We start from the raw sequence: 24,572 nt of genomic DNA, 5'->3' as shown, positions 1-24,572 counted from the left end.
TCGGCGGCTACAGGCGGTCCAGCCGCTCGGCGACCTCATCGGACTCGGGCACCCGGCAGTCGGCGTACCCGTCCGCGGCCAGGAGCAGATGCCGTCGCTGCTCGGCCGCGTCGCCCCGGACGCGGTGGGCGTCGGCCAGGCCGTGGTGGGCGCGCGCGAGTTCATAGGTGTCCTCATGGAACTCGGCCAGGGCCGCCGCCCGCTCGAGCTGGCCGACGGCCTCGCCGGTGCGGCCCGAGGCCGTCAGCGCGCGCCCGAGGCCGTTGCGGCCGGAGCGCTCCAACGACGGATCGGCGAGCTTCGCGGCGTACTCGACGGCCCGGGCGAGATGCTCGGCCGCGTCCCCGCCCCGGTCGAGGCGCAGCAGGTCCTCGCCGAGCTCGATGAGCGTCGCGGTCACGTCGGCGGTGACGCCCACGCCGTGGTAGGCGGCCAGGCAGGCGGTGTGCCGCTCCAGGGCCGAGTCCGGATCGCCGCGCTCCCGGTCCAGGACCCCGCGGAAGTGGGCGATGCGGATGCGGTTGTGCTCGTCGCCGTCGTCGAGCCGCCGCTCCGCCGCCGCGAGGAGGCGCTCGGCCTCGGCGTAGCGTCCGAGCCGCAGGAGCGGGACGACCATGTTGGTCCTGATGAGCGCGGCCGCGGCCGCGTCGGCGGCCTGCTCGGCCTGCGCCAGCGCCGCCTCGTGCACCTCCACCGACTCGGCGAACCTCCCCGACCGCCGGTAGAGGATGCCGATGTTGGCCAGCGTCAGCGCCGCGTCGCCGAGCTCGCCCAGGTCGCGCTTGATCGCGACCGACCGGTCGAGGAACGCTATCGCCTCCCGGTGCCGTCCGGCCGCCACCAGTTGCCGCCCCGCGTCCCCGAGCGTGTAGGCCTCTTTCCGGCTGTCGGCGGTGAGGCGGGCTATGTCCAGCGCGATCCGGTTGACGGTGGCGTGCGGGCCCACATCGGGGTCGTGCACGAAGAACGCGTTGAACGCCGTGGCCAGGTGCCAGGCATGCTCGGTCAGCCCGGCCCGGTCGGCCGCGACCACGGCCGCCTCCAGGTTGCGGCGTTCGGCCTGGAACCAGGCCAGCGCGGACGCCTGGTCGTCGAACCCGGGCAGCCCTTCGTCGTGCTCGGCGGCCGCCTCGGTGAACCTGCGCTTGTTCGGATGGAGCCGCGCCGCGGCCTGGTACGCGAAGTGCAGGTAGACGCCCAGCAGGCGGCCGAACGCCTCGTCCAGGTCCGGTTCGGCCTCGTCCTTGGAGGCGAGCTGGGCGGCGAACAGGCGCACCAGGTCGTGCGGCCGGTACCGCCCCGGCGTGCGGGTCTCGGACAGGTGGAAGTCCACCAGCGCCTCCAGCATCGCCGAGGCCCGCTCCTCGCTCACCCCGCACAGCGCCGCGGCGGCGTGCACGTCGACGTCGTCGCCGGGGACCAGGCCGAGCCGCCGCAGCAGCCGCCGGTGGTGGGAGTCGAGTTCGCGGTAGGAGGCGCCCAGCGCCGCGGCCACGCCCCGGTGGCCCATGTCGAGCTCGTCGAGCAGCCGGTCCTCGTCGGTGAGGCGCTCCAGCAGGTCCTCGGCGCGCCACAGGGGACGGCTGCGCAGGCGCGCCGCCGCCAGGCTCAGCGCGAGCGGCAGGCGCCCGCAGCGCTCGGCGATGGCGGCGGCCTCGTCGTCGGTGATCCGGTCGGCCACGGCGGCGCCGAGCATCGCCACGGCTTCGGGCATCGACGGCGGTTCGAGCGGCACCGAATGGGCGCCCGCCAGCGCGGACAGGTCCCGGCGGCTCGTCGCCAGGACGAGGCTGCCGGCCGTACCGGGCAGGAGCGCCTCCACCTGCTCGGCGTCGGCGGCGTCGTCGAGCAGCAGGAGCATGCGGCGGTCGGCGATGGCACTGCGGTACAGGGCGGTCAGCTCGTCGAGCCCGCCGGTCACGGGCTGGTCGTCGACACCGAGGCGGCGTAGCAGGCGCGCCAGGGTCGACTCGAGGCTCGGACGCGGCCCCGGCGAGGTCGAGAACCCGTGGAGGTCCGCGAAGACCTGCCCGTCCGGGTAGGCGGCGGCGAGGGCGTGGGCGGCGCGCACGGCCAGGGTGGTCTTGCCGACACCGGCCATGCCGTGCACCGCGACCACGGCCGCGCCGTCGGCGACCGCCGCCAGGAGCGCGTCCAGATGCCGCTCGCGCCCGGCGAACACGGCCGGGTCCCGAGGCAGCTCCCGGGGCACCAGCGGGCCGCGGTCGGCCGCCCCGGAAAGGAGCGCCTGGTCGGCCTCGTCCAGGCCCAGCGCCGCGACCAGCAGCCGCAGCGTGTTCGGTTGGGGCCGGACTCGTCCCGATTCGATGTCGCGGACCGTGCGCGTCCCGACCCCGGCCTTCCTCGCGAGCTCCTCTTGGGTCATCATCGCGCGTTGACGGAGCGGCCGCAGATTCACCGGGGCGTCGGCCTCTCGATCGGGCATGAGGTCATGATAGTGCCGCCCGGCTCCGCGCGGCCGGGCTCGTCGCTCCGAGCGGCGGGGAACCCCGGCTCGATAGGGTGGTCCGGGGGCGAGGACCGCCTCACAGACCCCGCTACGACCTCAGGAATTGGAGAACGCATGGATGCCAAGCCCCTTCGCGTCGGGATGATCGGCACCGGATGGATGGGAGAGGCCATCGCGCCGGACTTCGCGCTGTGCGACGAGGTCGAACTGGCCGCCGTCGCCGGTCGCGACCCCGAGCGCACCGCCGCGTTCGCCGCTCGCCACTCGATTCCCGCGGCCCTGGACGTCGAGCGGCTCCTCGCCGCCGACGAGGTCGAACTGGTCTACGTCGCCTCCACCCACGACTCCCACTTCGAGCTGGCGAAGGCCGCCCTCGAACTGGGGAAGCCGGTGCTGCTGGAGAAGGCGTTCACCGTCGACGCGGCCGAGGCCGAGCGGCTCATCGCGATCGCCGACGAGCGCGGGCTGTTCCTTATGGAGGCGATGTGGATGCGGTTCAACCCCGTCGTCCGCCGCGTCGGCGCCCTGCTGGCCGAAGGCGCGATCGGCGAGCCCCGCACCCTCCAGGCGAGCTTCGGCTTCGCCGCCCCGGCCGACGCGGATCACCGCCTGTGGGACCCGCGCAGGGCCGGCGGATCCCTGCTGGACCAGGGCGTGTACCCGCTCGCGCTGGCCGACTTCGTCTTCGGTGAGCCGGATGCCGTCATGGCCGCCGGGTCCAGGCTCGACTACGACGGCGTCGACTCCGGCGTCGACTCCGAGGTGGCGGCGGTCCTGGGATACAAGGGCGGCCAGCAGGCGCTGTGCTCGACCTCGATCCGGTCGCAGCTGCCGACGAACGCCTCCATCGGCGGCGCCGGGGGACGCATCGAGGTCGAACCGGCCTTCTGGTGCTCCTCGGGCTTCACCCTCCACCGCCCGAACGCCGATCCGGTCTCCGAGCGGTTGATGGTCGAGGGCCGGGGCTACGTCCCGATGCTGCGGGCGACGGCCGAAGCCGTGGCCGAGGGCCTGGGCGCCCATCCCTGGAGCGACCATGCCGCCACCCTCCGGGTGATGCGAACGGTGGACCGGGTCTTCGCCGCCTTGGCGGCCTGACGGCCGGCCGCACCGGAAGTCTCGGCCCCGGAGACGGAAGCGCCCCCGTTGTAATCTGACGCACATGTCGAACCCGTCGGGAATGCGGAAGGGACCTGCGACCGCCGGTGAGCGGGAGCCGGAGCCCGAATTCGGCGCGGTGCTGAAGGAGTACCGCGAGCGGGCCGGGCTGACGCAGCGGGACCTCGCCGAGCGGTCGGACGTCAGCCTGGCCGCGATCCGCGACATGGAGCAGGGGCGCAGCCGCCGCCCTCGGCGCGAGTCGGTCCGCGGGCTCGCGGCGGCCCTGGAACTGCCCGACCAGGACGTGGCCCGCCTGTTCCGCGCCGTCTTCGGGGCGAGCGGACCGGTGGCCGCGGCTCCGGTCGAACCCTCCACTGCGGCCCGGAAGGGAACGACGCTGGGGGTCCTGGGCCCGCTCACCGTCTGGCGCGACGGCGTCCCGGTGCCGCTGAACTCCCCGAAGCAGAACGCCATCCTCCTGCGACTCGCGCTCACGGCGGGCGAAGTCGTGGGGCGGGACCAGCTGATGGATCTGCTGTGGGGAGAGAAGCCACCGGCATCGGCCGCGAACCTCCTGCACACCTACATCGGACGCCTGCGGCGGCTGCTGCAGCCCGACCCGGACTCGGAGCGGGTCCTGGTCACCGAGGCCGGCGGATACCGCCTCTCGGTCGCACCGGACCGCCTGGACCTGGCCCAGTTCCGCGACCTGGCCTCCCGAGGCGCCGAAGCGAGCGATCCGCACCAGAGGCTGCGCCGCTTCGAGGCGGCTGCGCGGCTCTGGCGCGGAGAGACCGATGTGGACGCCCTACGGGGCGATCCGCTGATGGTCGCCGTGACCGAGGAGTACGCGGCGATGCTCGGCGCCTGGGCCGCCACCGCGAGGGACCTCGGCGACTGCGAGCAGGTGCTGCCGCGCCTGCGAGAACTCGCCGTCCGGTTGGAACTGCACGAACCGCTGCACGCCGAGCTGGTCATGACCCTCGCGGCGAGCGGACGCCGGGCCGAGGCGCTCGCCGCCTTCGCGAGAGTGAGCGTGGCCCTGGCCGACCAGCTCGGCATCGAACCGGGCGAGCGCCTCCGCCGAGCTCACCGCGGCGCGCTGCGGGAGCGTTCCGACCCCGAGCCCGAAGGGGACGGACGCCAGACCCCCGTCCGGCAGACTCCGTCGCCGCCGCCCGACTTCGTCGGGCGCGAACGGGAACTGCATCAGGTCCTCGAGGCGCTCGGGACCGACCGGCCGCGGACCGGATCCGAGACGCCCGCGCAGATCGTCGCCGTCAACGGGCCCGCCGGAGTCGGCAAGACCGCGCTGGCCCTGCAGGCCGCCTCGCGGCTGCGCGACCGCTATCCGGACGGCCAGCTCTACACCGACCTCCACGGTGTGACCGGCGCGCCGTTGACACCCATGGAGGTGCTCGGGCGGTTCCTGCGGGCGCTCGGCGTCCCCGGCGGGAGGATCGGCGCCGACGAGGCCGAGGCCGCCGCGCTGCTGCGCGGCGAGCTCGCCGGACGTCGCATGCTGGTCGTCCTCGACAACGCCCGAGACGCCGGGCAGGTGGCGCCCCTGCTGCCGGGCCCCGGTGCATGCGCCGTGCTCGTCACCGGGCGCAGGCGCCTGAACGACCTGGTCGGCGCGACCGTGATCGACCTCCCCACGCTGCCGTTCGCGGACGCGCTCGACCTGCTCGCCGCGACCGCCGGCGAACAGCGGATCGCGGCCGAACCGCGGGCCGCGAGGCAGTTGGCCGCGGCCTGCGGGCACCTGCCGCTGGCACTGCGCATAGCGGGAGCCCGGCTGGCCGGAAGGCGGGCCTGGACCGCGGCCGACTTGGCCGGGAGGCTCCGCGACGAGGGCCGCCGACTCAGCGAGCTGACGGCGGGCACCTCCAGCGTCCTCGCCAGCTTCCACCTCAGCTACCAGGACCTCAGCGAGACCGCGCAGCGCGCCTTCCGGCTCTGCGCACTGCATCCGGGGGACGACTTCGGATTGGACGCCGTGGCCGCGATGCTCGGCGTCGACCCCGCCGACGCCGACCTGATCCTCGACGAACTGCTCGACACCAACATGCTCCTGCAGTACACGGCCGACCGCTTCCGCTATCACGACCTGCTCGGCCTGTACGCCGCCCGCCTGCTCGACGAGGACGCCCCCGAGCGGTACGAGGCGGATCGCGACCGGTACTACCAGTGGTGCCTGCGCACCGTGACCGCGGCCATGGAATGGGTGTACCCGCAGCTGGTCAGGTGGAGCACCTGCGACGACCGCGAAGCCGTGTTCGAAACCCAGGAGGCGGCGCTGGACTGGCTGGACACGGAGGCGCCCGCGCTGGTCGCGCTCCTCGAAGCCATTGACACCACCGTCCACAGCGGTCTCGCCTGGAGGATCGCCGACCAGTTGCGCGGGTACTTCTTCCTCCACCGGCAGTCCGACCGGTGGCTGCGGTCGGCGGCCGCGGGCCTGCGCGCTGCCAGGACCGAGGGCGAGCCGTCCGCAGTGGCGGCGATGCTCATGAGCCGCGGACAGGCGAAGTGGAGCCTCGGCCGCCATCAGGAGGCCCTCGAGGACTACACCGAGGGCGCCCGGCTCGCGGACGCCGGCGGGTGGCACCGGGCCTCGGCCTATCTGCGGCACAACATAGGCCTCGTCCTGTCCGAGCAGGGGCGGCTGGAAGAGGCCGAGCGGTCCTTCAGGCACGCCCTCGAACTCGACGACGACGAGCTGGGGCACGTGCGCGCGGTGACCCTCAACGGCCTGGGCGCCATGTGCGCCGACCAAGGGCGACTGAAGGAGGCGGTCGAGTACTTCACCGCCGCGCTCCGGATCAATCAGAAGACCCGGCGGCAGAAGTCCCTGCTGTCCAATCGCTCGAATCTCGGGATGGTGCTCCGGCAGCTCGGCGACGAGGAAGCCGCCGAGGAGCATCTGTGCGCGGCCCTGGAGGGCCACCGCCGCGCCGCCGACATGCACGGCGAGATGGCGGCGTTGGACGAGCTGAGCATGCTTCACGCGCAGCGTGGGTGCGGGGACGACGCGGTCAGCGCCGCTGAGCAGGGATTCGACCTGGCGACGATCGTGCAGGACCGCCGCGGGCAGGCCGCTCTGCTGACCTCCTTGGGCGAAGCGCGACTGTGCACCGGTGACATCGCGGCGGCCCAGGACACGTTCGGTCAGGTCATCGAAATGGCCGCCCAGTACCCGTTCTTCGTCACGCGCGCGACCGTCGGATCGGCCGCCTCACTGCTGAAGCTGGGGGAGGCCGCCGGTGCGCGCGAGCACGCGGAGCGGGCGGCGAACGCCGCCCGCGAGCGCCGCTTCAGCGTCCTCGAAGCCGAGGCGCTCGCGGTCCGGGCCCGATGCGAGGCGGACGTCGATCCCGCGTCGGCCGCAGCGACCGCGAAGGCGGCGGCCGACCTGTACCGCGCCTCGGGAATGGACCGCCTGGCCGAGCGGCTCCAGCGGGAGTTCGCAGCCTGATCACGGCGTGAGTCCCCAGGACCCTGCGGATTCGGCGGCGGGTACGGGCCGGGTACGGGTTTCGGTGCCAGGTTCGCTAGAGCGCCGATCCCTAGCATCGGTGAATCGGCCGTTCGCCGCGAACCGCGGCGAACGGCCAAGAGTTCCACAATGCACTCGAGTCAAGGAGTCGAGCATGGTCCTCCACCACGAACCGGCCGAACCGGCCGAAGAAGTCGAAGAGACCGATGAGGACGGGCAACCGAACCTGTCGCGGCGCTGGCTGCTGCGGGCGGCGGCGGTCGCCCCGGCCGTGGCCGTACCGTCCCTGATCGTCGCCAGCCCCGCCGAGGCCGCGTACAGAGGCAAGATCAAGCGCTCGGCGGTGATGCTCCGGGCGAGGAACTGGTACAACCGCAACATCCAGTACGACATGGGGGCCACGGCCTCCGACCGGGAGAAGAACCACTACTACCGCAAGGACTGCTCCGGCTTCATTTCGATGTGCTGGCACATCAAGGCTCCCGGACTCAGCACGCGCACGCTCCCCAACATCGCCAGGCAGATCACTTGGAGCGCCCTCAAGAAGGGCGACATCGTCAACTCCTACGACAACCACGTGATGCTGTTCGAGAAGTGGGACGGCGATCACCACATCTGGATCTACGATCTGGCCAACCCCGCGCTGGACATGCGGCACATAAGGGTCCGCACCCTCACCCTCAAGCAGCAGAACTACGTTCCCCGCCGGTACAAGAACATCGTGAACGGCTGACCGGCCGGGGCCGCCGCCGGAGCTCCCTCGCGGACCCTCCGGCGGCGCCGCGCGTCGGCAGTGGTGTGGGGCGCCTCTCATGGGGGAGCGGCGCCGCAATTATTGAAAACGATAGTCATTATCATAACATAATGGCAGTTCCGAAACGGCGCCTTTCGCGCTCGAACACCCGGCACCGACGCTCGCAGTGGAAGGGCGCGGCGCCGTCGCTGCAACCGTGCCCCTGCCCGCGCAAGGAGCAGGTCCGACCGCATCAGCTGTGCGTTCACTGCGGCCAGTACAAGGGCCGCCAAGTGAGAGAGGTCGAGTGACCGGCCGGTCGACCGAGCGGACGCCGCGCCGCGGGTCCGGTAGCGTCTGCACAGGAGCGGAAGGGGTTCGGAGGGGCGATGGAACCGGGTGAAATGTGGAGCCTCGGCGACTACGCCTCCGCAGGCGACCGCTGGGCCGAAGCGAGCGTCCGGCTGGTGGCCGACCACGTCTCCCAGGGCGACTCGATAGTCGACCTGGCGTGCGGTCCCGGGGCGCTGGCCATCGCAGCCGCGAAGTCTGGCGCGGACGCCACCGGCCTCGACGCGGCCCCGGCCCTGCTCGATCTCGCCCGGCGACGCGCCGAGGCCGCCGACGCTGCGGTCGACTGGGTCGCGTCGGACATGACGGAAACGCCGTTCGAGGACGCCTCCTTCGACGTGGTCGCCTCGGCGTTCGGCTGCATGTTCGCGCCCGATCCCGAGGCGATGGCGGCCGAACTGGTCCGCCTGTGCCGCCCCGGCGGCCGGATCGCGGTGCTGGCCTGGACACCCGAGTCGGCGTTCGGGCAGATGGCGCCGCTCGCCTCCCGCTACCTCGAGGGCGGCGGATCCTCACCGGTCGAACGGTGGACCCGAGAGACCGGCGTCGAGCAGATCTTCTCGGGCCTGCCGGTCCGCCTCGAATTCACGGTGCGGACGGTCAAGACGATCTGGCCCTCCCGCGATGAGGCGGTCATGGACATCACCGACGGCAACCCGGCCTGGATCATGATCCGATCGGCGGTAGAACCGACCGGCCGCTGGGGCGAACTCGTATCGGACCTGACCGACCTGTTCACGACCCACGGCCGCGACGAGAACGGCCGTTTCGTGCTACCGGTCGACTACCTGGAAACGGTCGCCCACCGCCGCTGAACCCGACACGGAGTTGCCGGTAGAGCGACGATCCGATCTGGCTTCGGCGGCTTCATTCAACGTGATTCGGCGCCTTCAATCCGAGGGAGGTCGAGTGCGGATACAAGGCGACGAGCGAACGCACTGGGCTCAGGTATCGGTTCACCGGCGTAGGCGGACAGGAACGCTTCGTGCAGCGCGGCGCCGGTGAGCAGGCGTGCGATGGCGTCGGTGTCGAGATCTGGCAGCCGCCCGAGCCGCACTTCCTGGCCGAGATAGTGGGCGAGGAGGCGTGAGGGGCCGTGCGGACCCGCGCCGCGGACCGCCATCGCTTCCCGGTGCGCCGCCAGCAGCTCAGTGCTGCTGAATAGGGACGCGGCGATCGGGAAGCCCTGCTCGTAGAACGCCAGCAGGTCCGCGACGAGGCGTTCGAGGTTGCCTGTGACCGTTCCGGTGCCGGGCAGTTCGCGCGCCGCATCCAGACGAGGCGAGCGCTCGGTCAGCACCCGCACGAAGATGTCCCGCTTGTCGGGGAAGTGCTTGTAGAGCAGGGCCTCCGAGCATCCGGCCTCGCGCGCGATCTCCTTGGTGGTGGCGCGCACGAGCCCGTCACGGCGCATGATCGCCGCCGCCGCGTCCAGAATGCGGTCGCGGGTCGACGGCGCGACGCCGCGCGGTCCGGGGGTTGACGCATGTGTCGGCATACTGGCATCCTAGTGGTTAGTAAATACTCACTAACCAATGTTCGGAGCACCATGCCGCCCCTGAAGGCCCCTCACTCTGAGCTCGCCGGCAACGACATCACCAGTGCCGCAGGCCCGACCATGACCCGACGCACGCTCATCTGGACCGCGGTCGCGCTGATCGTGCTGCTCGTCGAGCTCGGCGCGACCATCGGCAGCACGACCGGGGAGCCGTTCGCACCGGTCGACGGCTGGGGCCCTACCCGCTCCGCGGACGCTTTCACATTCGTCACCGTGGTCCTCGGCTGCGCGGCGCTGGCGATCTTCGGGCGATTCCCGCTCACGGCCGCAGCCGCCGCGACCGCGTCCTACCTCGTCTTCGCGCTGCTCGACCACGAGCTGGGCATGTTCCTGCCGCCGATGGTCGCCGTCTTCGGGCTCGCGGCGCGTGCCGGGCACCGGCTCGCCGCGGTCCTCTGCGCGGCCGCGAGCCTTGCGGTGGGCCTGGTCTGGGTGTCCGGCCGGGCCGCCCCCATCGCCGAACCCGGAGTGGCGCTGCTGGCCTGGGTCGCGTTCGGCAGCGTGCTCGCCTCTTTCTTCCTCGTGCCGCTCCTCGTCGGCGAGATCGTCCGCGCCCGGTCGATGCCGCGCGCAGCCGGATCGTCTTGAAGGCCGCCGAAACCCGCGGCTGGTAGTCGCTCCTGCGCTGGTTTCGGCGTGTATTTACTTTTCCCGGCGGGCCGGTTATATTGACAGAAGTCAATGTTATCGTTTGAATGGGAGCGCTACCATGCTCAAATCGAGAAGAAGACGCTTCAGAAGCCTCATCATCGCCTTCGCGGCTGTGGTCATGGCAGGCGCCTCGGCGCTGTTCTTCACCGCCCAGACCGCCTCGGCGCACGGGACGGCGACCTCCCCGCCCGCCCGCCAGTACAGCTGCTGGGATCGCTGGGGCGGCGACCACATGAATCCGGACATGGCCACCGAGGACCCCATGTGCTACCAGGCATTCCAGGCCAACCCCAACACCATGTGGAGCTGGATGAGCCTGCTCCGCGAGGGCATGGCCGGGCAGCACGAGCAGCTCATCCCCGACGGCCAGCTCTGCTCCGGCGGCAACGCCGACTACGCCTCCCTCGACGAGCCGGGGAACTGGCACACCACCTCGCTCGACAACGACTTCACCCTCCACTACGAGGACCAGGCGACGCACGGCGCCGACTACTACTGGGTGTACGTCACCCGGCAGGGCTACGACGCCACCACCGACGCGCTCGACTGGGGCGATCTCGAACGCGTCGTCGAGACCGGCGTCTACCAGCCCGGCGAAGCCGTCGACATCCCCGTGAGCGCGCCCGGGCGCACCGGGCACCACGTGGTCTACGTGATCTGGCAGGCCAGCCACTTCGACCAGACCTTCTACTCCTGCTCGGACGTCTGGTTCGGCGGCGACCAGCCCGACGACCCGCCCACGACCCCGGACGACCCGCCGACCACCCCCGATGACCCGCCGGCCGACGGCGAGTGCACCGCCACCTACACCGTCGCCAACGACTGGGGCTCGGGCTTCACCGCCGAGGTCGAGGTCGCCAGCACCGGAGGCTCCGGATCGTGGGAGGTGAACTGGACGTGGCCGGGCGACCAGCAGATCACCAACAGCTGGTCGAGCGCACTGGACCAGTCGGGCTCGTCGGTCACCGCGACCGGCGCGAGCTACAACGACACGCTCGCCTCCGGGCAGTCCACCACCTTCGGGTTCAACGCCACCTACGGCGGCTCGAACGCCGCCCCGGACCTGACCTGCACCATCGGCTGACGACCGAATCGGCACCGGACGGTCCCGGCCCTGGCGGGCCGGGACCGCTTCTCGCTCCCGCGGCCCCGCGGAGCCGGGCGATCGCGGATCGTGGAACGATGCGACAGCGAACGCGCCGTCCGACCGGACGGCGCCCGCGATGATCCGCCACCGACACCGGGAGCGAATTATGACCGTCGAGTTGATCGGATCGAATCCGATGGCGACGCTCGTGAAGGACGGCCGCCGCAACGCGATCGTGTCGATCTGGGACGTGGCCTGGAGCGCCCGCGGCAGCGGCCGCGCCGTGGTGGCCTGGGCCGAAGGCGACCCGGCCGTGCGCCTGGTCACCTCCGATCAGAGCCTCGGCCGCTGGCTGGGCGAGACCTTCACACGGCATTTCCCCGAGTTCGAGGGGCTTCCGCCGATCGCGGACCCGGTCGAATGCCGCTTCACCGAATGGCTCATCGAACCGACGCGGGCCCGAGTGGAAGCCGTCGCCACCGGCCACGGGCGGATCGCGGCCTCGATCGGCGACCCGGTGGGCACCCGCCCCGCCCACGTGCGAGACTTCCCGCTCGGCGAGCCGGGCTGGACGCTCACCAACCTCCTCACCTTCTGCGCCGAGGCCCGGATCGAACTGGACGGCGAGCCGGTCGAAGGAGGCCCCGAGGTGACGTCCGACGACCACCGAACCAGCTCAACGGCATTCATCGCCGTCCACGAAACCTGGACCCGAGACGACCGGACGCCGGGCGGCGGTCCCGCGGAGTAGCATCCGACACCGGCCTCGTGCGACCAGCCCGACTACGACACGAGACACCGAACCCCCTGCCTGACCATCGAGCAGGGGGCGCGTCGGTCGACCATCGCGCGGCCGCGATCGCTACGTGCCGAGTCGCAGGTCTTCGAGCAGTTCTTCGAGGAGGCTCTCCTCCATCACCGCTCGCCCCTCGGCCTCCATGAGCGCGCTCAGGCTCTCGTCCCAGGAAGCCTTGATCCGTTTGCCGCGCAGTCCGATCCCCTTGACGCCCGACTCGAAGTCGGCGGACGACATGCGCCACGGTTCGGCGCCCGGAAACCGGTCGAGTCCGCGCTCGACGATGCGGAGGCCGGCCCAATCGAAGTCGGCCCTCCACAGCAGCCGGGCACCGGTCGCGGCCTCCAAGAGCCGGTACACCGCCGCGGAGGGCACCCCTTCGGTGCACACCAGCGGAGGGCAGTCCGGGCCCAAGGCGTCCGCGGCGGCGCGCAGGATCGACGGATTCTCCACGACCCGAACCGTCGAAGCGGCCACGGAGAACGGTTCGAGGCGAAGCTGCTGGAGCGTGATCCGGAACGGGACGCCGCGCGCCGAGCGCATCCACTCGCCGACGACGCCGCCGGTGATCGGCAGGTTGAGGACCAGCACCTGGCTGGCGATGTCGTCGGAGACGATCCCCGCCCACTCCAGCAGCTCCCGCTCGGCCTCGGAGCCCTCCGGGTATTCGATGCCGCGCCAGGCCGACAGCGCCCGCAACAGCAGGCCGCGCGAGCGGCCGGAGGCGAGCGCCTTGGTGTCGCCGAGCATCCGCTCGGCGAGCACGGGCATGGGCACGTCGTCGACCGGCAGCGCCTCCAAGGCGCGGATGACCGGTGCGAGGCTTTCGCCGTCGCGGGCGAGTTCGGCGAGCGCCCCGTTCGATCGCAGCGCCTCCAGCCAGGAGCCGAACCATGCCGCTCCCGACAGCGAAGAGCGCCGGGCCTCGGCGAGGAGCCGCCCCACGCCCGCATCCCGTTCGAGGCGCCGACGCCGCGCGGCTCCGACCTCGATGCCGAGTTCGGTGAGGATCAGTTCCTTCAGGTCGACGCCGAACTGAGCCGCGACATGCGCTTCCAGTTCCGCGATGCTCAGGCGCAGCCGCCGCTGCGCGGCGCGTCGGTGCCTGCCGGTGATACCGATGATCAGGTGCCGTTCGGCCGTGTCGGGATCGCTGAGGGAGAAGCTGGCCGCCTCGCGCTCCATCGCCGCCGCGGCCGCCTTGAGCAGCCGGCGCCACTGGGGACCGGGCTCAATCCCCACTCGGCGCCATCCTCGTCCCGGGCGATCCGAGTGCCGCGGCCAGCGAACCGTCGTAGTCGTGGGCTTCGGTGTCCTCGGCGCCGTTCCACACCATCAGCATCGCCGAGACCGTCGCGGTCGTCCCGTCATGGCTCATGGAATAGTGCGCCGCCCCGGCCACCTCCGGGAAGGTCGCCCACAGGTCGAAGCCGGTCATGATCATCTGGAGGTCGAACTCGGAGGCCAGGCTCATCAGCTCGCCGCGCCCCTTCTCATCGACTCCGGCGAACGCCTCGTCGAGCCCGACCATGCGCGGCGCGTGCTCGGCCGCCGAACCGAACACGGCGTTCGCGGCCGCGAACAGCGGCAGATGCAGCGCCACCGACTGCTCGCCGCCGGACAACTGCGAGTGGACCCGTTTGGTCAGCCGCTGCCGTTGCCCGTCGGCACGCAGGAGCGTGAACTCGAACTTGCGCCACTTGCGGTAGTCGAGGATCTCCGCGAGCAGGTCGCGGTAGGTCGTCTCGGGCCCGCGGCGAGCGCGTTCCTGCTTGATCCGATCGGCGAAGTACTTGCGGATCTGCGGCATCATCGTCGACAGCTTCGCGGGGGCGGCGTTGAACAGGCTGAACAGCTCCCGCTCGGCCGGGTCGAAGTCCTTGAGCAGCCACGAGACGCCGAGCCGCAGCCCGGAGGAGGTCCGGCGCTCGCGCATCGCCAGGTCCATCTGCTCGACCAGGTCCCGCGATTCGATGACGCGCTGGTGTATCTGGCCGGTCAGCGATGTCAGCAGGGCGTCCTCGAGGACGTGCTGCTCCTTCTCGGTGAGCAGCAGTTCCTGCTCCTCGCGCTGCTCGTGCAGCCAGTGCCCGTAGCGGCCGATCGCCTGTCGGCCTTCGTCGGTGTCGACCTCGACCGTGGTGATGCCGCTGGAGTTGTCCCAGCGGAGGTGGTGGTCGAGCCCGGTCGCCGGAAGCTGGGCCATGATCTCCTGCAGGCGGGTGGTGACGATGGTGGTGGCGGCCTTGGCGCTGTTCTCGGTGGCCTGCACGTCGGATGTGGCCGAACGGAGGTCGGCGAGCAGCGCGGCGACGGCCTCCGGAAGCACCGTCTGCCCGGGGGCCGTGTCGGTCCCGGGCCAGCGGTGCCCGGTCGGGCTGCCGAGGATGCCGAGCAGGTCGTCGTCGCAGAACGGCCGAAGCGCGAAGCTCGCCGCTCGCGCCTCGCTCACGGCGTCCACGGTGCGGCCGCCGGCCGCCTCGGCTTCGGCAATGGCACGGCTCTCGGCCCGCGACGCGTCCTCGCGACGCCGCTCGGCTTCCTGGACCTCCCGCTTCGCCTGCTTGATCCGGCCATCGAGCTCGGCGATCTGCTCGAATACCGTGGCGGCGTCGGCGTCGAGGCTCTGCTCGATCGAATACAGCCGCGACCGCAGCCGCCGATGCTCGACTTGTGCCTCTTTGGCTTTGGTGTCCATGGACGCCACGCTCGGGACGAGGTGGGCGACCCGCGTCTGCTGCTGTCCCAGCCTCTCTTGGACGCCGGACCGCGTCTGCGTCGCGAACAGCAGGTCCCGCACCGATCCCTCGAAGTCCGCGACCGCTCGGCGGACGGATTCGAGATCCCCGCGCGGAAGCTCGTGACGCCGCTCGGTCTCCTGGAGCCGCTGCGCCGCCCCGTGCTGCCGTGCGATCGCCTGCTCCAGCGCCGCCGCGGCCGAATCGAGATCTCCCTTTCGCTCGGCGCGGACCAGTTCCCGTCCGGCGACGTTGTTGAACGTCCGGACCAGGTCGACGGCACGGGGCATGGCGCGGAGGGCTTCGTCCAGCGCCCGCAGCTCCGATTCGCACTCGGTGACGGCGTCCTGGAGCTCACCGGCTTCGCCGCGCAGTGCTTCGATCTCCGTTTCGAGTTCCCGCATGCGGCGTTCGCGCCTGCGCCGGCGGGCGGTGGCGCCGATGAACTCCGGGGCCGTCTTCCTGACGCGTCCGATGACCGCGCCGTGGGCGAAGCGCCCGTCCAGGTCGACGATCGAATACGCGGCGCCGTCATCGTCCGAAGGATGCCGAACGGCGATCGAGGCCAAGATCGGTCGCACGGCGGCCGAGTCGGCGTCGTCCTCGCATTCGAGGAAGTCCGCCAGTGCCGTCCCGGTCGGCCGTGACCCGTTCGGGAGCGGTCGAAGCGTCTGATCGGACGCGTCGTCGAGGTCACCGATCCAGGCGTCGAGGATCCCGGCCGCTTCGAGCGCGGCCTCTATGGACGCGGCTTCCCGCTCCCGCACGGTGCCCTTGAACCGCACCCGCTTCCACAATGGGGCGCCGGCCCGTTCGCCGCGGCCCCGGTCGCGCCAGGTCGGGGCATCGGGGGCGTCGTCGTGTTCGCCCCGGATCCGCTCCCATTCGCTCTGTTTCGCGTCGATCGCGCTTCGGACTCCGTCGAGTTGCGACTGGAGGCCGTGCGTTCTCCGTCCGATCGCGCTCCGTGCGGCCTGAGTGCGCTCGGTCGCCCGCTCACGCAAGTGGGCCGCGGTCTCGGCATCGGCTTCGGCGGCCCAAGCGAGTGCTTCTCCGCGGAGATCGGTCTTGAGCGCGTCGCGGTACTCCCGGGCCCACTCCTCCAGTGCCCGTTCGAGCGATTCGCGTTCGGTGTCGACCGCTCGGTTGGCCGCCGCGAGTTCCGCGGCGGCCGCTTCGAGATTCGACTCGGCGGTCTCGGCACGCTTCTCGGCCGTCTCGCGCTGCACCGCGGCGGCATCGAGGGCCTCCCCGGCCTCGGTCACGTTGCGGATGTCGTTTCCGCGCTGCTCGCATGCCGCGGTGGCACCGCGGCGCAGCCGTTCGGTGTCATCGGTGAAGGTCCAGTCGATGCCGCCCCGCTCGGCGAAACCCGCGGTCTTGGCAGATTGGAGTTCCACCGCGGTGGCGGCCGTCTCGGCCTGCTCGGCGAGCTCGCCGGCCTCCTCTCTGGCCTCCTCGAGCTCTTCGGCTCGCGTGCGGGCCTCCTCCGCGAGGACTTGCGCCTGCGTCTCGGCCGAGGCCGCGGAGCGGCGCAGCTCCTCGAGTTCGAGACGGTCCCGGTACGCGTCGGAGTCCCTGAGCCCCTGGAGTGAGCCTTCGAGTTCGCTGAGGTGCTCGGCTGCGCTTTCGGCCACCCCGGACAGCCGTTCCAGCTCTTCGGCGGCCGCTTTCGCGACCCGTTCGGCATCGGCCTCCGCCTCGAGTGCCGCCTCGACGGCGGCAAGGCGCCCGTCGACGCCTTCCACCGCCAGCTTCGCGTGCGCCCTGACATAGGTGGTGTACCGAGTCAGGAAGTCGCTGACCTGCTCGTCAGCGGCGCGCAGGCTCCCGAGCGCCTTCGCGACCGCCTCCATGTCCTCGAACGACTTGGCGGCGTCGACGATGAGCCTGTCGTCGATCGGCCGGAGTCCCTCGCCCAGGGTGTCAGAGAGCGTCTCGGGGTTGAGCTCCTTCGCCAGCTGCGGGCGGCGCAGCGTCAGGATCAGCTCGAGCATCTGCTCGTACCGCTCCGGCTCCAGGCCGAACAGCGCCGCGTTGACACGGTTGCGGTATTCGCGCTGGTCGTCGACCACCGCGCCTTCGGGAAGCTGGGCGATCATCTCCTTGCGGTTGCAGACCCGGTCGTCCGGAGCGATGAGCCCGAAGTCGACGCCGACGCGCCCCTCGACGACGAAATGCCAGCGCTTCGGTCTGTCCTGGTGCTTGTTGACGCGCAGGCCGATCCCGATCGTGACGTGCCGAGTGCCGTCGGAGAACTCCATCCACGCGTAGCCGAGCCCGTTCTCCTTGCCGCCGAACAGCAGATTGGACTTCATCGTGCGGTCCTGAGAGGCGAACGGATTGAGCCGCCTGGGGGAGATGTTGCCGTCCAGCAGGAACGGGAACAGCAGCTCCAGCGCCTTGGTCTTGCCCGAGCCGTTGGGGCCGCGCAGCACCAGCCAGCCGTCGGCGAACACGAACTCCTCGTCGGCGTAGTCCCACAGCCCGATGATCCCGGCCCGGGTCGGGACGAAGCGTGATTCGGTCATTCGCGCTGCTCCTCGCGGAAGACGGTGTTGCGGTAGCGGCCCGCCAGCGGCTCCAGCGCTATCCCGCCTTCGACACGGCGGACCAACCGGAACCGCTCGAGCAGGTCCAGCGCGTCGCGCAGCAGGCGCATCGGTGCCTCGTGGTGGTCGCGCCCGAAGTTCCGCGCGTACCGGTTCAGGATGTCGCCAAACTCGTCATGCACGGCCGTGTCGGGCAGGAACGGTCGCGCAGCGGTCACCGAATCCGGAGCATCGGGCGAGGCGGCCGCCGCGTCGGCGTCGAACCCGGTGCCGGCCGGTACGGCTTGGTCGATCTCGCGCCCCAACCGTCCACCGGTCGCGGCCGACAGTTCCACCTCACCGCTCTCCGCGTCCGGATCGACGACCAGGTCGCAGCAGGCGACCAGCAGCAGCAGGGCGGCGTTCGCCAAGGCCCCTTCGCGCGGAAACGCCTCCACGCTCACCCGGGCCGTGTCGACCAGCAGCACGCCCTCCCGGCGGCGCTCGAACACCAGGCCCGTCAGTCGCTGCAGGTCGTCGGCGATCACACTGCCGCGCAGGTGGTTGACGACCTGTTCGGGGTGCTCGGCGTAGTAGGCGACCGGCCGCTCGGCCACGGCTCTGCGAGCGGCCTGGCCGGCCCGTTCCTTGAGCACCGAATCGGACTCGGAGGCCACGCGCTCCCCGAGCAGCTCGTCAACGCCGGTCACCGACTGGAGCATGACGCGGGAGCGCCACAGCGCGAACAGGGCGTCGCGGTCCACGTCGTAGAGCGCGTCCTGGTCGTCGGGGTCCGACGCCCACGCCTCGGAGGAGCCGTCGGCCGCGTGGATCACCGAGCGCTCCTCCAACCACCCGACGGCGTCGACGAAGGCGCGTCGGTGCTGGTAGTCGACCTCGTCGAAGCCGAGTGCGGCGATGCGGTTGGCGTCCGCCTTGAGCAGTGCGGCGAGTTCCTTCACGGTCGTCTGCGCGCCGCAGCGCGCCAGCACCGCCGTGATCAGCGACAGGTAGGCGTACCGGCGGCGGTCGAACGGGCGGCCGGTCCGGGTGCGCGCGGGCTGGGCGGCGTCGAGGCGGTCCTTGACGCGCAGGAGCCGCGCCGTGTCGCCCCGGAGGACGAGCTGGTAGCCGAAGGCGTCCCGCAGGTCGCGCGCGAGCGTCTCGGAGAACTGCCGGACGCGGCCGATGGTCCCCCGGTCAGGGAACGAGGCGGTGACGAACGGCGTCTTCAGCAGCGCTCGGACCGCCTGCTGGTAGTCGGACAGCTGGTAGTCCGAAATCTCGCGCGCGTAGCGGCTCATCGTGACTTCACCCGCTCGACCGCGAGCGCCAGGCCCGCGAGGCGCAGCGTGCCGCTCTTGGAGGACACCACGGTGTCGCCGTCGGCGGGCGTGAGCGACAGGCGGATGCCGTTGGAGACGGCCGAGACGGTGTGGCGCAGGGGGCCCCGCCGCTCGGACACGGCCCTGTCGATCAGGTCCAGCAGCAGACCCAGTTGGCGCTCGTCCAGAACCGCGCCGGCGAACCCGTCGCGCGCCTGATCGGCCATCGACAGCGCCGACTCGCGGTCCTTGCGCACATCCTCGATCTGCCGCTCATGAAGCCGAAGCCGAGTCGCTTCGTCGCGCCTGACCTTCGCGCCGCGCGTGTCGCGGCCGCCGGTGCGGCGGCCCTTCTCCAGCAGTGTCTTCGACAGCTCGACCGCGTCGGTGTCCCACCACGACGCCGAGGTGGCGTGAATCTCGGGCTCCTCATAGGGGCGATTGACGTGCAGGGGCCCGCCCAGGTCGAACACCACGTCGAACAGCGCGTGCGCGGCCTCCATGGAAGGCGCGTTCACGAACCACGCGGCGAGGTGCCGCAGTTGCGACTCGCGGCTGACGCCGCCCCGCCGGGCGTCGGCGAGCTGCCGCACCATCCCGGTGATGTCGGAGATGGCGTTGAACGTGGCGTGCGAGAGCCGGTCTACTTCGGACCCGAGCTCGGCCGAGGGCGGGGCCAGCCACGCCTTGACCCCCTCCCAGCGCCGCCGCCAGTCCGCCAATCGGTCGGTGAGGGTCGCGAACGGCCGGTCGTCGTGCTCGGCCGCGGTCTCCACCAGCCGATCGACCCCCGTCTCCTCGACCGCGGCGGCCGCCTCGCGCAGCAGCGGCGAGTACCGCTGGAGCTCGCCGTGGAAGTCCCGCAGGTGGTTGATGAGCGCGTCCTTGTGGGTCTGGAAGATCGCCGCGTCGACTTCGGTGGTGCGGGTCAGGTCCCCGAGCATGGCGTAGAACCGGGCGGCCTGCTCGGTGACGTCGTTCAGCGACGCGTCTATGCGGCGGAACCGCCGCAGGACCGTCTCGCCGTCGCCGCCTCGATTGGCCGAGGCCAACTCCTTCAGGTCCTCCAGCAGGTCCGCGAACACCGTGCGCGACAGGGAGGTCTCCTCCATCTTCGCGCCCAGCACCGACTCCACGGCGGTGAAGGCCCGGTGTCCGGCCTCGGTGAACTGGTAGACCGAGTGGCGGCGCCGGTATTCGGCGAGCGTGGCGGCCCTGGCCGCGTCCTGGGTGCGGTCGAGCACGCCCCAGTCGTCGAGCGCGTCGAGCCGGGCGGCCAGGTCCACCTCACCACTTCGGGGGCAGTCGCCACCGCGCTCGGCGAGCGCGTCGAGCGCCTGGGCGACCGCCTCGGTCGACAGCACCACCTGGTAGTTCGCCCGGGCGAGGTCGATGGCGCGCAGTACCCACAGGTAGTCGTGCCGTTCAGGAGAGGTGATGAAGCCGAACAGCCGCATGCGGTCGTCGAGTCCGACCGCGTTCAGCCCGAACGCGTGGTCCCCGGTGTCGGTCACAGCGGCATCGAAGTCTTCCGGTCACAGAATGAAAGCGAACCTCAACTACGGTATCAGCGCGAACGACGGCCGCCCCGGCCGCAGCCGGGGCGCCGATGGTGCGATCCGGTCGCCGGTTCGGGAGGACACGGTTTCCCTCGCAGGTATCACGACGCATGTTCGGCCGCTGTGTTGCCGCCTTTTCGGCCTCCGGGTTCGCCGGACCGGGCCTCCGCCTACTCCGCACCCCGCGAACGCCGTCCGAGAGACCCCGGTAGCGTCCTTCACCGGTCGGCGGCCGTCACCCGGCTCGGCTTCGGCCGTTGGACCGGGTAGAACGATCCAGGAGGTGCGGCATGGGACGGAACAACCGGCAGCGACGCAAGGCCAAGTCACGGGAGAAACTCAAGCACCGGTCCAGGGAACGAGCAACAGGCCAGAGCCGCTCCACCTGGGAGGAACTGGTGGTCCAGGCCCGTTTCGCACTGCTCCAGACCGTCGCCGATACCTGCGCTTGCGGCCAGTGCGACGCCCCCGCCTGGGAGGAGTCGGCGCGGCTGCTGTACCGCCAGGCGCCGTCCGCCCACTGGCCCGAGGCGGTGGCCGCCGCGATCGACTCGCTGGCCGCCGAAGCGGTCGGGCAGGCATGGGACCGCGGATGGATGCCCATGGACGTGCTGAGCCTGCTGGCCAAGGAGTCGGCCCGTGCCGCCGTGAAGACCGCCGCCGCGACGCTCATGCGCTCCGAACTGCGGCGCTACGCGGAGGCGCAGCTGAGCGACCAGTGGAGCGCGCAGCGGGAGGCGCTGGCCGAACGCTCGCCGTCGGCATGCGCTGCCGAGGCCCTCGCTGATCTCGAAGGCCCCGTCCGGGTCACGGCTTCGGCCGCGCTCTTGGAGGCGCTCGGCACCATCGCCGACTTCCAGCCGATCCCGCTGGTGCAGCCGCGCCCCGGCAGCCGTTCGGGCTCGGTCCGGGGCGGCGGCGCAGAATCGTCCAAAGCGTACGAAAAAATCCGGGCACTGCTGGCCAAGGCCGAGGCAACCGACTCCGACGCCGAGGCCGAGGCATTCACCGCCAAGGCCCAGCAGCTCATCGCCAGGCATTCGATCAACGAAGCCCTCCTGGCGGAGTCCCCGGACGCCGCGCTGGAGACCGCGGCCGTGCGGATCTACATCGAGAAGCCCTACGAGAAGCCGAAGTCCGAGCTGCTGCACGTGGTGGCCGACGCCAACGGATGCCGGTCGGTGTACTCGCTGACGGCCGGCTTCGCGACCGTGGTCGGCGGGGCCACGAACCTGCGCTCGGTGGAGTTGCTGTACAACTCGCTGCTGGTGCAGGCGACGTCCGCGATGACTCGGGCGGGGTCGAAGCGGGACGGCTCCGGACGGTCGCGGACGCGGTCGTTCCGGCAGTCGTTCCTGGCCTCGTTCGCGGCGCGGATCGGCGAGCGGCTGGCCGAGTCCGCCGACCAGACCGCCCGCGAAGTGGCCGACGAGACCGGGACCGACCTGGTGCCGGTGATGCGGTTGCGGCGCGAGGCCGTGGACGCCAAGATCGAGGAGCTGTTCCCGAACCTGACGATGCGGGCCGCCACGCGCATCAGCGACTACGAGGGCCACGTCGCCGGCCGGGCAGCGGCCGACCGTGCCAGACTCCAGGGAGCCGAGGCCCTCGACGGCGCCTGAGGCCCGCCGACCAGGAGCAGAGGAGACGATCGATGACGCGACGGCCGAAAGGCCTGCTGGGGCAGATCCGGGATCTGGTGTCCTGGCTCGGTGAGGGGCGCAGGCTCACGCAGACCGACCGCATCGGGCTCGCCGACGCCCGCGAGCTGGTGGAGCTGCTGGAGACCGGCGACGAGGTCGACCCGGTCATGTTCGGAAGAGTGGAGAAGACCAAGTCCAGCGCCGAGCTGCGCGGCCTCACCGAACTGGCCGAGTGGGCGAAGGCGGCGGCCCTGGTCCGAGTGGTCAAGCACCGGCTGGTGCCGGTCAAGAAGCACGCGAAGACGCTCGACGACCCCGAAGGGCTGCGCCGCGCGCTGTTCCGCGGCCTCGCGTCGAGCAATTTCGCCGTCTCGCCCGACTACGGATGGCGGGCCGAGAGCCTGCTCGAGATCGACTACGACCTCGGTTTCGACACCATCGTCGGCATCCTCTACATCCACCCCGGCGTGCTCTCGATCCACAAGATCGCCGAAGCGGTCTGGGACACCCTCGCCCCGCGCTGGAGATTGTCCGACCGCAGCCCGCGCCAGATGGCCACCCTCAGGAAGTCCACGGCGGCGGACGTGCGGATCGTGATGGATCGCCTGGCCCAGCTCGGGACCGTCATCGTCAGGGGCGACAACGTCAACCTCACCTCGCTGGGCCGCACCGACCTGGCGCGCAGGCGCGGCGAGCCCGAACCGGGCGACCCGGTGCTCCGCCTCCGCGTCGAACTGCTCGACGTCGACGACCCGACCCCGTGGCGCCGCATCGACATCGCACCCGCCGCGACGCTCGGACAGCTCCACTCGGCGATCCAGGCGGCCATGGGCTGGAAGAACGCGCACCTGCACGACTTCACCACCGCCGACGGCACCCGCTACGGCCCCGAGGCCGACGAGGACAGCGCCGACGAAACGAAGACGACCGTAGGCGAGGCCCTCACGCCCGGAGCCGACCTCGCCTACACCTACGACTTTGGAGACGACTGGAGGCACCGTGTCAGCCTCGAATTGGAGACGACCGCCGAGGCCGACCGCGCCTACCCGTACTGCGCCGACGGCGCGGGCGCGTGCCCGCCCGAAGACTGCGGCGGCCCGCCGGGTTACTCCCACCTCAAAGCGGCCCTCACCGGCTCGGCGGGGCCCGAGCAGGCCGAGCTGCTCGACTGGCTCGGCCTCGAACGCGCCACCGAATTCGACCCGGCCGACTTCGACCGGGACCTGGCCAACAAGCGCCTCAGGGCACTGTGAGCAGCGGGCCGCCTCTGCGCCGGCAAGTCGCCGCCGGGATCGAGCGGGCCGGCGCGCTCGCGGCTGAGGGCGGATAGATCGCCTTCCCTCGGCCGCTGGACAATGGTCGCGTGGGCTCGATGAAACGACGCCATCGTCGGCACAAGCTATCGCAACCAGACCCCGCGGCCGTGGCCGCAATGCTGCTCGAGGAGGTCCTCACCGCGTGCGAGGAGTTCTCCACCTGGCCCACCCCGCATGAGGCGGAAGCGGGCGGATTCTCCGTCATGGGTCCGCTCCTGCTGGACGGGGAGTCCGAACCGGTCGTGCTCCAGATGATCGACTCGGCGCTGGCCGAACCGAAGCCCGGCACCGGGCGACGCCTACCCGCGCTGCACCGGCGGGCGGCGCATCGCCCCGCCCGAGGACTCCATGGGATTCGGTCTGCGGAGCGCGATCGCGATCATCACCGGACTGGCCGCGACGATCGGCTACAGCGTGCTCGGTGACGCCTCGGGGGGTACGGTCGCGGCGATCACCGCCTTCGCGGCCGGGGCGATCCTCGCCATGATCGCCGACACCATGATCCCCGAGGCGTTCGAGGACGCGCACCTGCTCATCGGCCTGATCACCGTCGTCGGGTTCGTGTCCGCCTTCGGCCTCTCCCAGCTGTGATACCGCCAGGGGGTCAATGGGTCGACGACCTGAACGCGGGACCGTAGCCTTGGGGGATGAGCGACTCGCATCCCCGGTTCGAGACCCTGGCCGTCCACGGCGGCGAGCCTCGGCCGCCGCTCGAAGGCTCGGTGGTCTATCCGATCTTCCAGGGGACCGTCTACGAGACGCCCCCGGAGGGCGGGGTCGACTACCTGCGGTACTCCAACACCCCCACGCAGACCTACCTCCATGGCAAGCTCGCCGCGCTCGAAGGCGCCGAGGCCGCGCTCGCCACGGCTTCGGGGATGGCCGCGATCTCCGCGGCGCTGCACAGCGTGCTGAGCTCCGGCGACCACCTCATCGTCGCGGGGAGCGTCTACGGGGGCACGCATCTGCTCGTCACCGAGCATGCCCCGCGCGTCGGGTGGAAGGTCGACTTCGTCGACGCCGACGACCCCGACGCCTGGGAGGCCGCGCTCCGGCCCGAGACAGTCGCCGTCTACACCGAGTCGGTCTCCAACCCGCTCATCAGGATCGGCGACCTCGCCGGCATCGCCCGGTTCGCCGGGAACAACGGCCTGACCTCGATCATCGACAACACCTTCCCCACCCCGGTGAACTTCCGGCCGCACGAAGCCGGA

17 protein-coding genes and 1 pseudogene are annotated in these 24,572 nt (G+C 71.3%); 12 read left to right on the top strand and 6 right to left on the bottom strand.

The features are described from left to right. Positions 1-7: 7 nt before the first annotated feature. Positions 8-2,446 carry a helix-turn-helix transcriptional regulator gene (locus JFB92_RS17355; protein ID WP_199041728.1) on the bottom strand — a complete coding sequence of 813 codons (2,439 nt, stop codon included), beginning with the start codon at positions 2,444-2,446 and terminating at the stop codon, positions 8-10. A 138-nt stretch (positions 2,447-2,584) separates the two neighbouring features. Here JFB92_RS17355 and JFB92_RS17350 point away from each other — a divergent pair, with 138 nt between their 5' ends. The 5 genes from JFB92_RS17350 (at position 2,585) to JFB92_RS17330 (ending at position 8,969) form a co-directional block, all read left to right on the top strand. Beyond that, positions 2,585-3,568 carry a Gfo/Idh/MocA family protein gene (locus tag JFB92_RS17350; protein ID WP_199041725.1) on the top strand — a complete coding sequence of 328 codons (984 nt, stop codon included), beginning with the start codon at positions 2,585-2,587 and terminating at the stop codon, positions 3,566-3,568. Between the two features lie 82 nt (positions 3,569-3,650). Then, on the top strand, positions 3,651-7,049 hold the full coding sequence (locus tag JFB92_RS17345) for a tetratricopeptide repeat protein (protein WP_199041723.1): 3,399 nt from the start codon (positions 3,651-3,653) through the stop codon (positions 7,047-7,049). A 175-nt stretch (positions 7,050-7,224) separates the two neighbouring features. Next, positions 7,225-7,803, top strand: a complete 579-nt coding sequence (locus JFB92_RS17340; RefSeq protein ID WP_199041720.1) for an NlpC/P60 family protein — start codon at positions 7,225-7,227, stop codon at positions 7,801-7,803. A 131-nt stretch (positions 7,804-7,934) separates the two neighbouring features. After that, positions 7,935-8,114 (top strand): 50S ribosomal protein L32, encoded by a 180-nt coding sequence (gene rpmF, locus JFB92_RS17335; protein WP_199041717.1) that lies wholly within the window; start codon positions 7,935-7,937, stop codon positions 8,112-8,114. A 78-nt stretch (positions 8,115-8,192) separates the two neighbouring features. Next, positions 8,193-8,969, top strand: a complete 777-nt coding sequence (locus JFB92_RS17330) for a class I SAM-dependent methyltransferase (protein ID WP_199041714.1) — start codon at positions 8,193-8,195, stop codon at positions 8,967-8,969. Between the two features lie 56 nt (positions 8,970-9,025). On the opposite strand, the gene JFB92_RS17325 is transcribed toward JFB92_RS17330, so the two are convergent. Then, positions 9,026-9,652, bottom strand: coding sequence for a TetR/AcrR family transcriptional regulator (locus JFB92_RS17325; RefSeq protein WP_199041711.1), 627 nt, complete (start codon positions 9,650-9,652; stop codon positions 9,026-9,028). A 120-nt stretch (positions 9,653-9,772) separates the two neighbouring features. On the opposite strand from JFB92_RS17325, the gene JFB92_RS17320 reads away from it, so the two are divergent. From JFB92_RS17320 to JFB92_RS17310, 3 genes are all read left to right on the top strand, one after another. Further along, entirely contained in the window at positions 9,773-10,300 is a 528-nt protein-coding gene (locus JFB92_RS17320; protein WP_199041708.1) for a hypothetical protein, read from the top strand. Between the two features lie 121 nt (positions 10,301-10,421). Continuing rightward, positions 10,422-11,447, top strand: a complete 1,026-nt coding sequence (locus tag JFB92_RS17315; RefSeq protein WP_199041704.1) for a lytic polysaccharide monooxygenase auxiliary activity family 9 protein — start codon at positions 10,422-10,424, stop codon at positions 11,445-11,447. 169 nt (positions 11,448-11,616) lie between these two features. Continuing rightward, positions 11,617-12,201, top strand: a complete 585-nt coding sequence (locus JFB92_RS17310) for a hypothetical protein (RefSeq protein ID WP_199041700.1) — start codon at positions 11,617-11,619, stop codon at positions 12,199-12,201. A 111-nt stretch (positions 12,202-12,312) separates the two neighbouring features. Here JFB92_RS17310 and JFB92_RS17305 read toward each other — a convergent pair whose 3' ends face one another. The 4 genes from JFB92_RS17305 to JFB92_RS17290 are packed head-to-tail and all read right to left on the bottom strand — an operon-like array spanning position 12,313 to position 20,354. Next, on the bottom strand, positions 12,313-13,488 hold the full coding sequence (locus JFB92_RS17305) for a TIGR02679 family protein (RefSeq protein WP_199041697.1): 1,176 nt from the start codon (positions 13,486-13,488) through the stop codon (positions 12,313-12,315). After that, positions 13,478-17,515: a TIGR02680 family protein gene (locus tag JFB92_RS17300; RefSeq protein WP_199041694.1), complete on the bottom strand. Its 4,038-nt coding sequence runs from the start codon at positions 17,513-17,515 to the stop codon at positions 13,478-13,480. Before JFB92_RS17300 ends, JFB92_RS17305 begins: the two co-directional genes overlap by 11 nt. Beyond that, positions 17,512-18,819 carry a DUF2398 family protein gene (locus tag JFB92_RS17295; protein ID WP_199041692.1) on the bottom strand — a complete coding sequence of 436 codons (1,308 nt, stop codon included), beginning with the start codon at positions 18,817-18,819 and terminating at the stop codon, positions 17,512-17,514. Before JFB92_RS17295 ends, JFB92_RS17300 begins: the two co-directional genes overlap by 4 nt. Further along, positions 18,816-20,354: a TIGR02677 family protein gene (locus tag JFB92_RS17290; protein WP_199041689.1), complete on the bottom strand. Its 1,539-nt coding sequence runs from the start codon at positions 20,352-20,354 to the stop codon at positions 18,816-18,818. The genes JFB92_RS17295 and JFB92_RS17290 overlap by 4 nt, the downstream gene beginning before the upstream one ends. A 335-nt stretch (positions 20,355-20,689) precedes the next feature. Here JFB92_RS17290 and JFB92_RS17285 point away from each other — a divergent pair, with 335 nt between their 5' ends. The 4 genes and pseudogenes from JFB92_RS17285 to JFB92_RS17270 form a co-directional block, all read left to right on the top strand. After that, positions 20,690-22,021, top strand: coding sequence for a DUF2786 domain-containing protein (locus JFB92_RS17285; protein ID WP_199041686.1), 1,332 nt, complete (start codon positions 20,690-20,692; stop codon positions 22,019-22,021). A 32-nt stretch (positions 22,022-22,053) separates the two neighbouring features. After that, on the top strand, positions 22,054-23,295 hold the full coding sequence (locus JFB92_RS17280) for a plasmid pRiA4b ORF-3 family protein (protein ID WP_199041683.1): 1,242 nt from the start codon (positions 22,054-22,056) through the stop codon (positions 23,293-23,295). A 417-nt stretch (positions 23,296-23,712) separates the two neighbouring features. Then, a pseudogene (locus JFB92_RS17275) lies at positions 23,713-23,949 on the top strand (ZIP family zinc transporter); the annotation flags it as partial. Between the two features lie 56 nt (positions 23,950-24,005). Continuing rightward, positions 24,006-24,572: PLP-dependent transferase (locus JFB92_RS17270; protein ID WP_199041677.1), on the top strand; the 567-nt coding region annotated here is incomplete at its 3' end.

Origin of the sequence: Glycomyces salinus (assembly GCF_016428645.1) — a bacterium.
Lineage (GTDB): Bacteria > Actinomycetota > Actinomycetes > Mycobacteriales > Micromonosporaceae > Glycomyces > Glycomyces salinus.
The sequence above is the reverse complement of the archived record's forward strand: the minus strand, read 5'-3'. Positions and strand labels throughout refer to the sequence as shown.

What these genes read in the sequence shown, in the direction of transcription:
- JFB92_RS17340 (WP_199041720.1), top strand. Translation starts at nt 7,225, where the DNA reads ATGGTCCTCCACCACGAACCGGCCGAACCGGCCGAAGAAGTCGAAGAG.
- JFB92_RS17345 (WP_199041723.1), top strand. Translation starts at nt 3,651, where the DNA reads ATGCGGAAGGGACCTGCGACCGCCGGTGAGCGGGAGCCGGAGCCCGAA.
- JFB92_RS17310 (WP_199041700.1), top strand. Translation starts at nt 11,617, where the DNA reads ATGACCGTCGAGTTGATCGGATCGAATCCGATGGCGACGCTCGTGAAG.
- rpmF (WP_199041717.1), top strand. Translation starts at nt 7,935, where the DNA reads ATGGCAGTTCCGAAACGGCGCCTTTCGCGCTCGAACACCCGGCACCGA.
- JFB92_RS17280 (WP_199041683.1), top strand. Translation starts at nt 22,054, where the DNA reads ATGACGCGACGGCCGAAAGGCCTGCTGGGGCAGATCCGGGATCTGGTG.
- JFB92_RS17300 (WP_199041694.1), bottom strand. Translation starts at nt 17,515, where the DNA reads ATGACCGAATCACGCTTCGTCCCGACCCGGGCCGGGATCATCGGGCTG.
- JFB92_RS17330 (WP_199041714.1), top strand. Translation starts at nt 8,193, where the DNA reads ATGGAACCGGGTGAAATGTGGAGCCTCGGCGACTACGCCTCCGCAGGC.
- JFB92_RS17320 (WP_199041708.1), top strand. Translation starts at nt 9,773, where the DNA reads ATGACCCGACGCACGCTCATCTGGACCGCGGTCGCGCTGATCGTGCTG.
- JFB92_RS17315 (WP_199041704.1), top strand. Translation starts at nt 10,422, where the DNA reads ATGCTCAAATCGAGAAGAAGACGCTTCAGAAGCCTCATCATCGCCTTC.
- JFB92_RS17285 (WP_199041686.1), top strand. Translation starts at nt 20,690, where the DNA reads ATGGGACGGAACAACCGGCAGCGACGCAAGGCCAAGTCACGGGAGAAA.
- JFB92_RS17355 (WP_199041728.1), bottom strand. Translation starts at nt 2,446, where the DNA reads ATGCCCGATCGAGAGGCCGACGCCCCGGTGAATCTGCGGCCGCTCCGT.
- JFB92_RS17325 (WP_199041711.1), bottom strand. Translation starts at nt 9,652, where the DNA reads ATGCCGACACATGCGTCAACCCCCGGACCGCGCGGCGTCGCGCCGTCG.
- JFB92_RS17350 (WP_199041725.1), top strand. Translation starts at nt 2,585, where the DNA reads ATGGATGCCAAGCCCCTTCGCGTCGGGATGATCGGCACCGGATGGATG.
- JFB92_RS17295 (WP_199041692.1), bottom strand. Translation starts at nt 18,819, where the DNA reads ATGAGCCGCTACGCGCGCGAGATTTCGGACTACCAGCTGTCCGACTAC.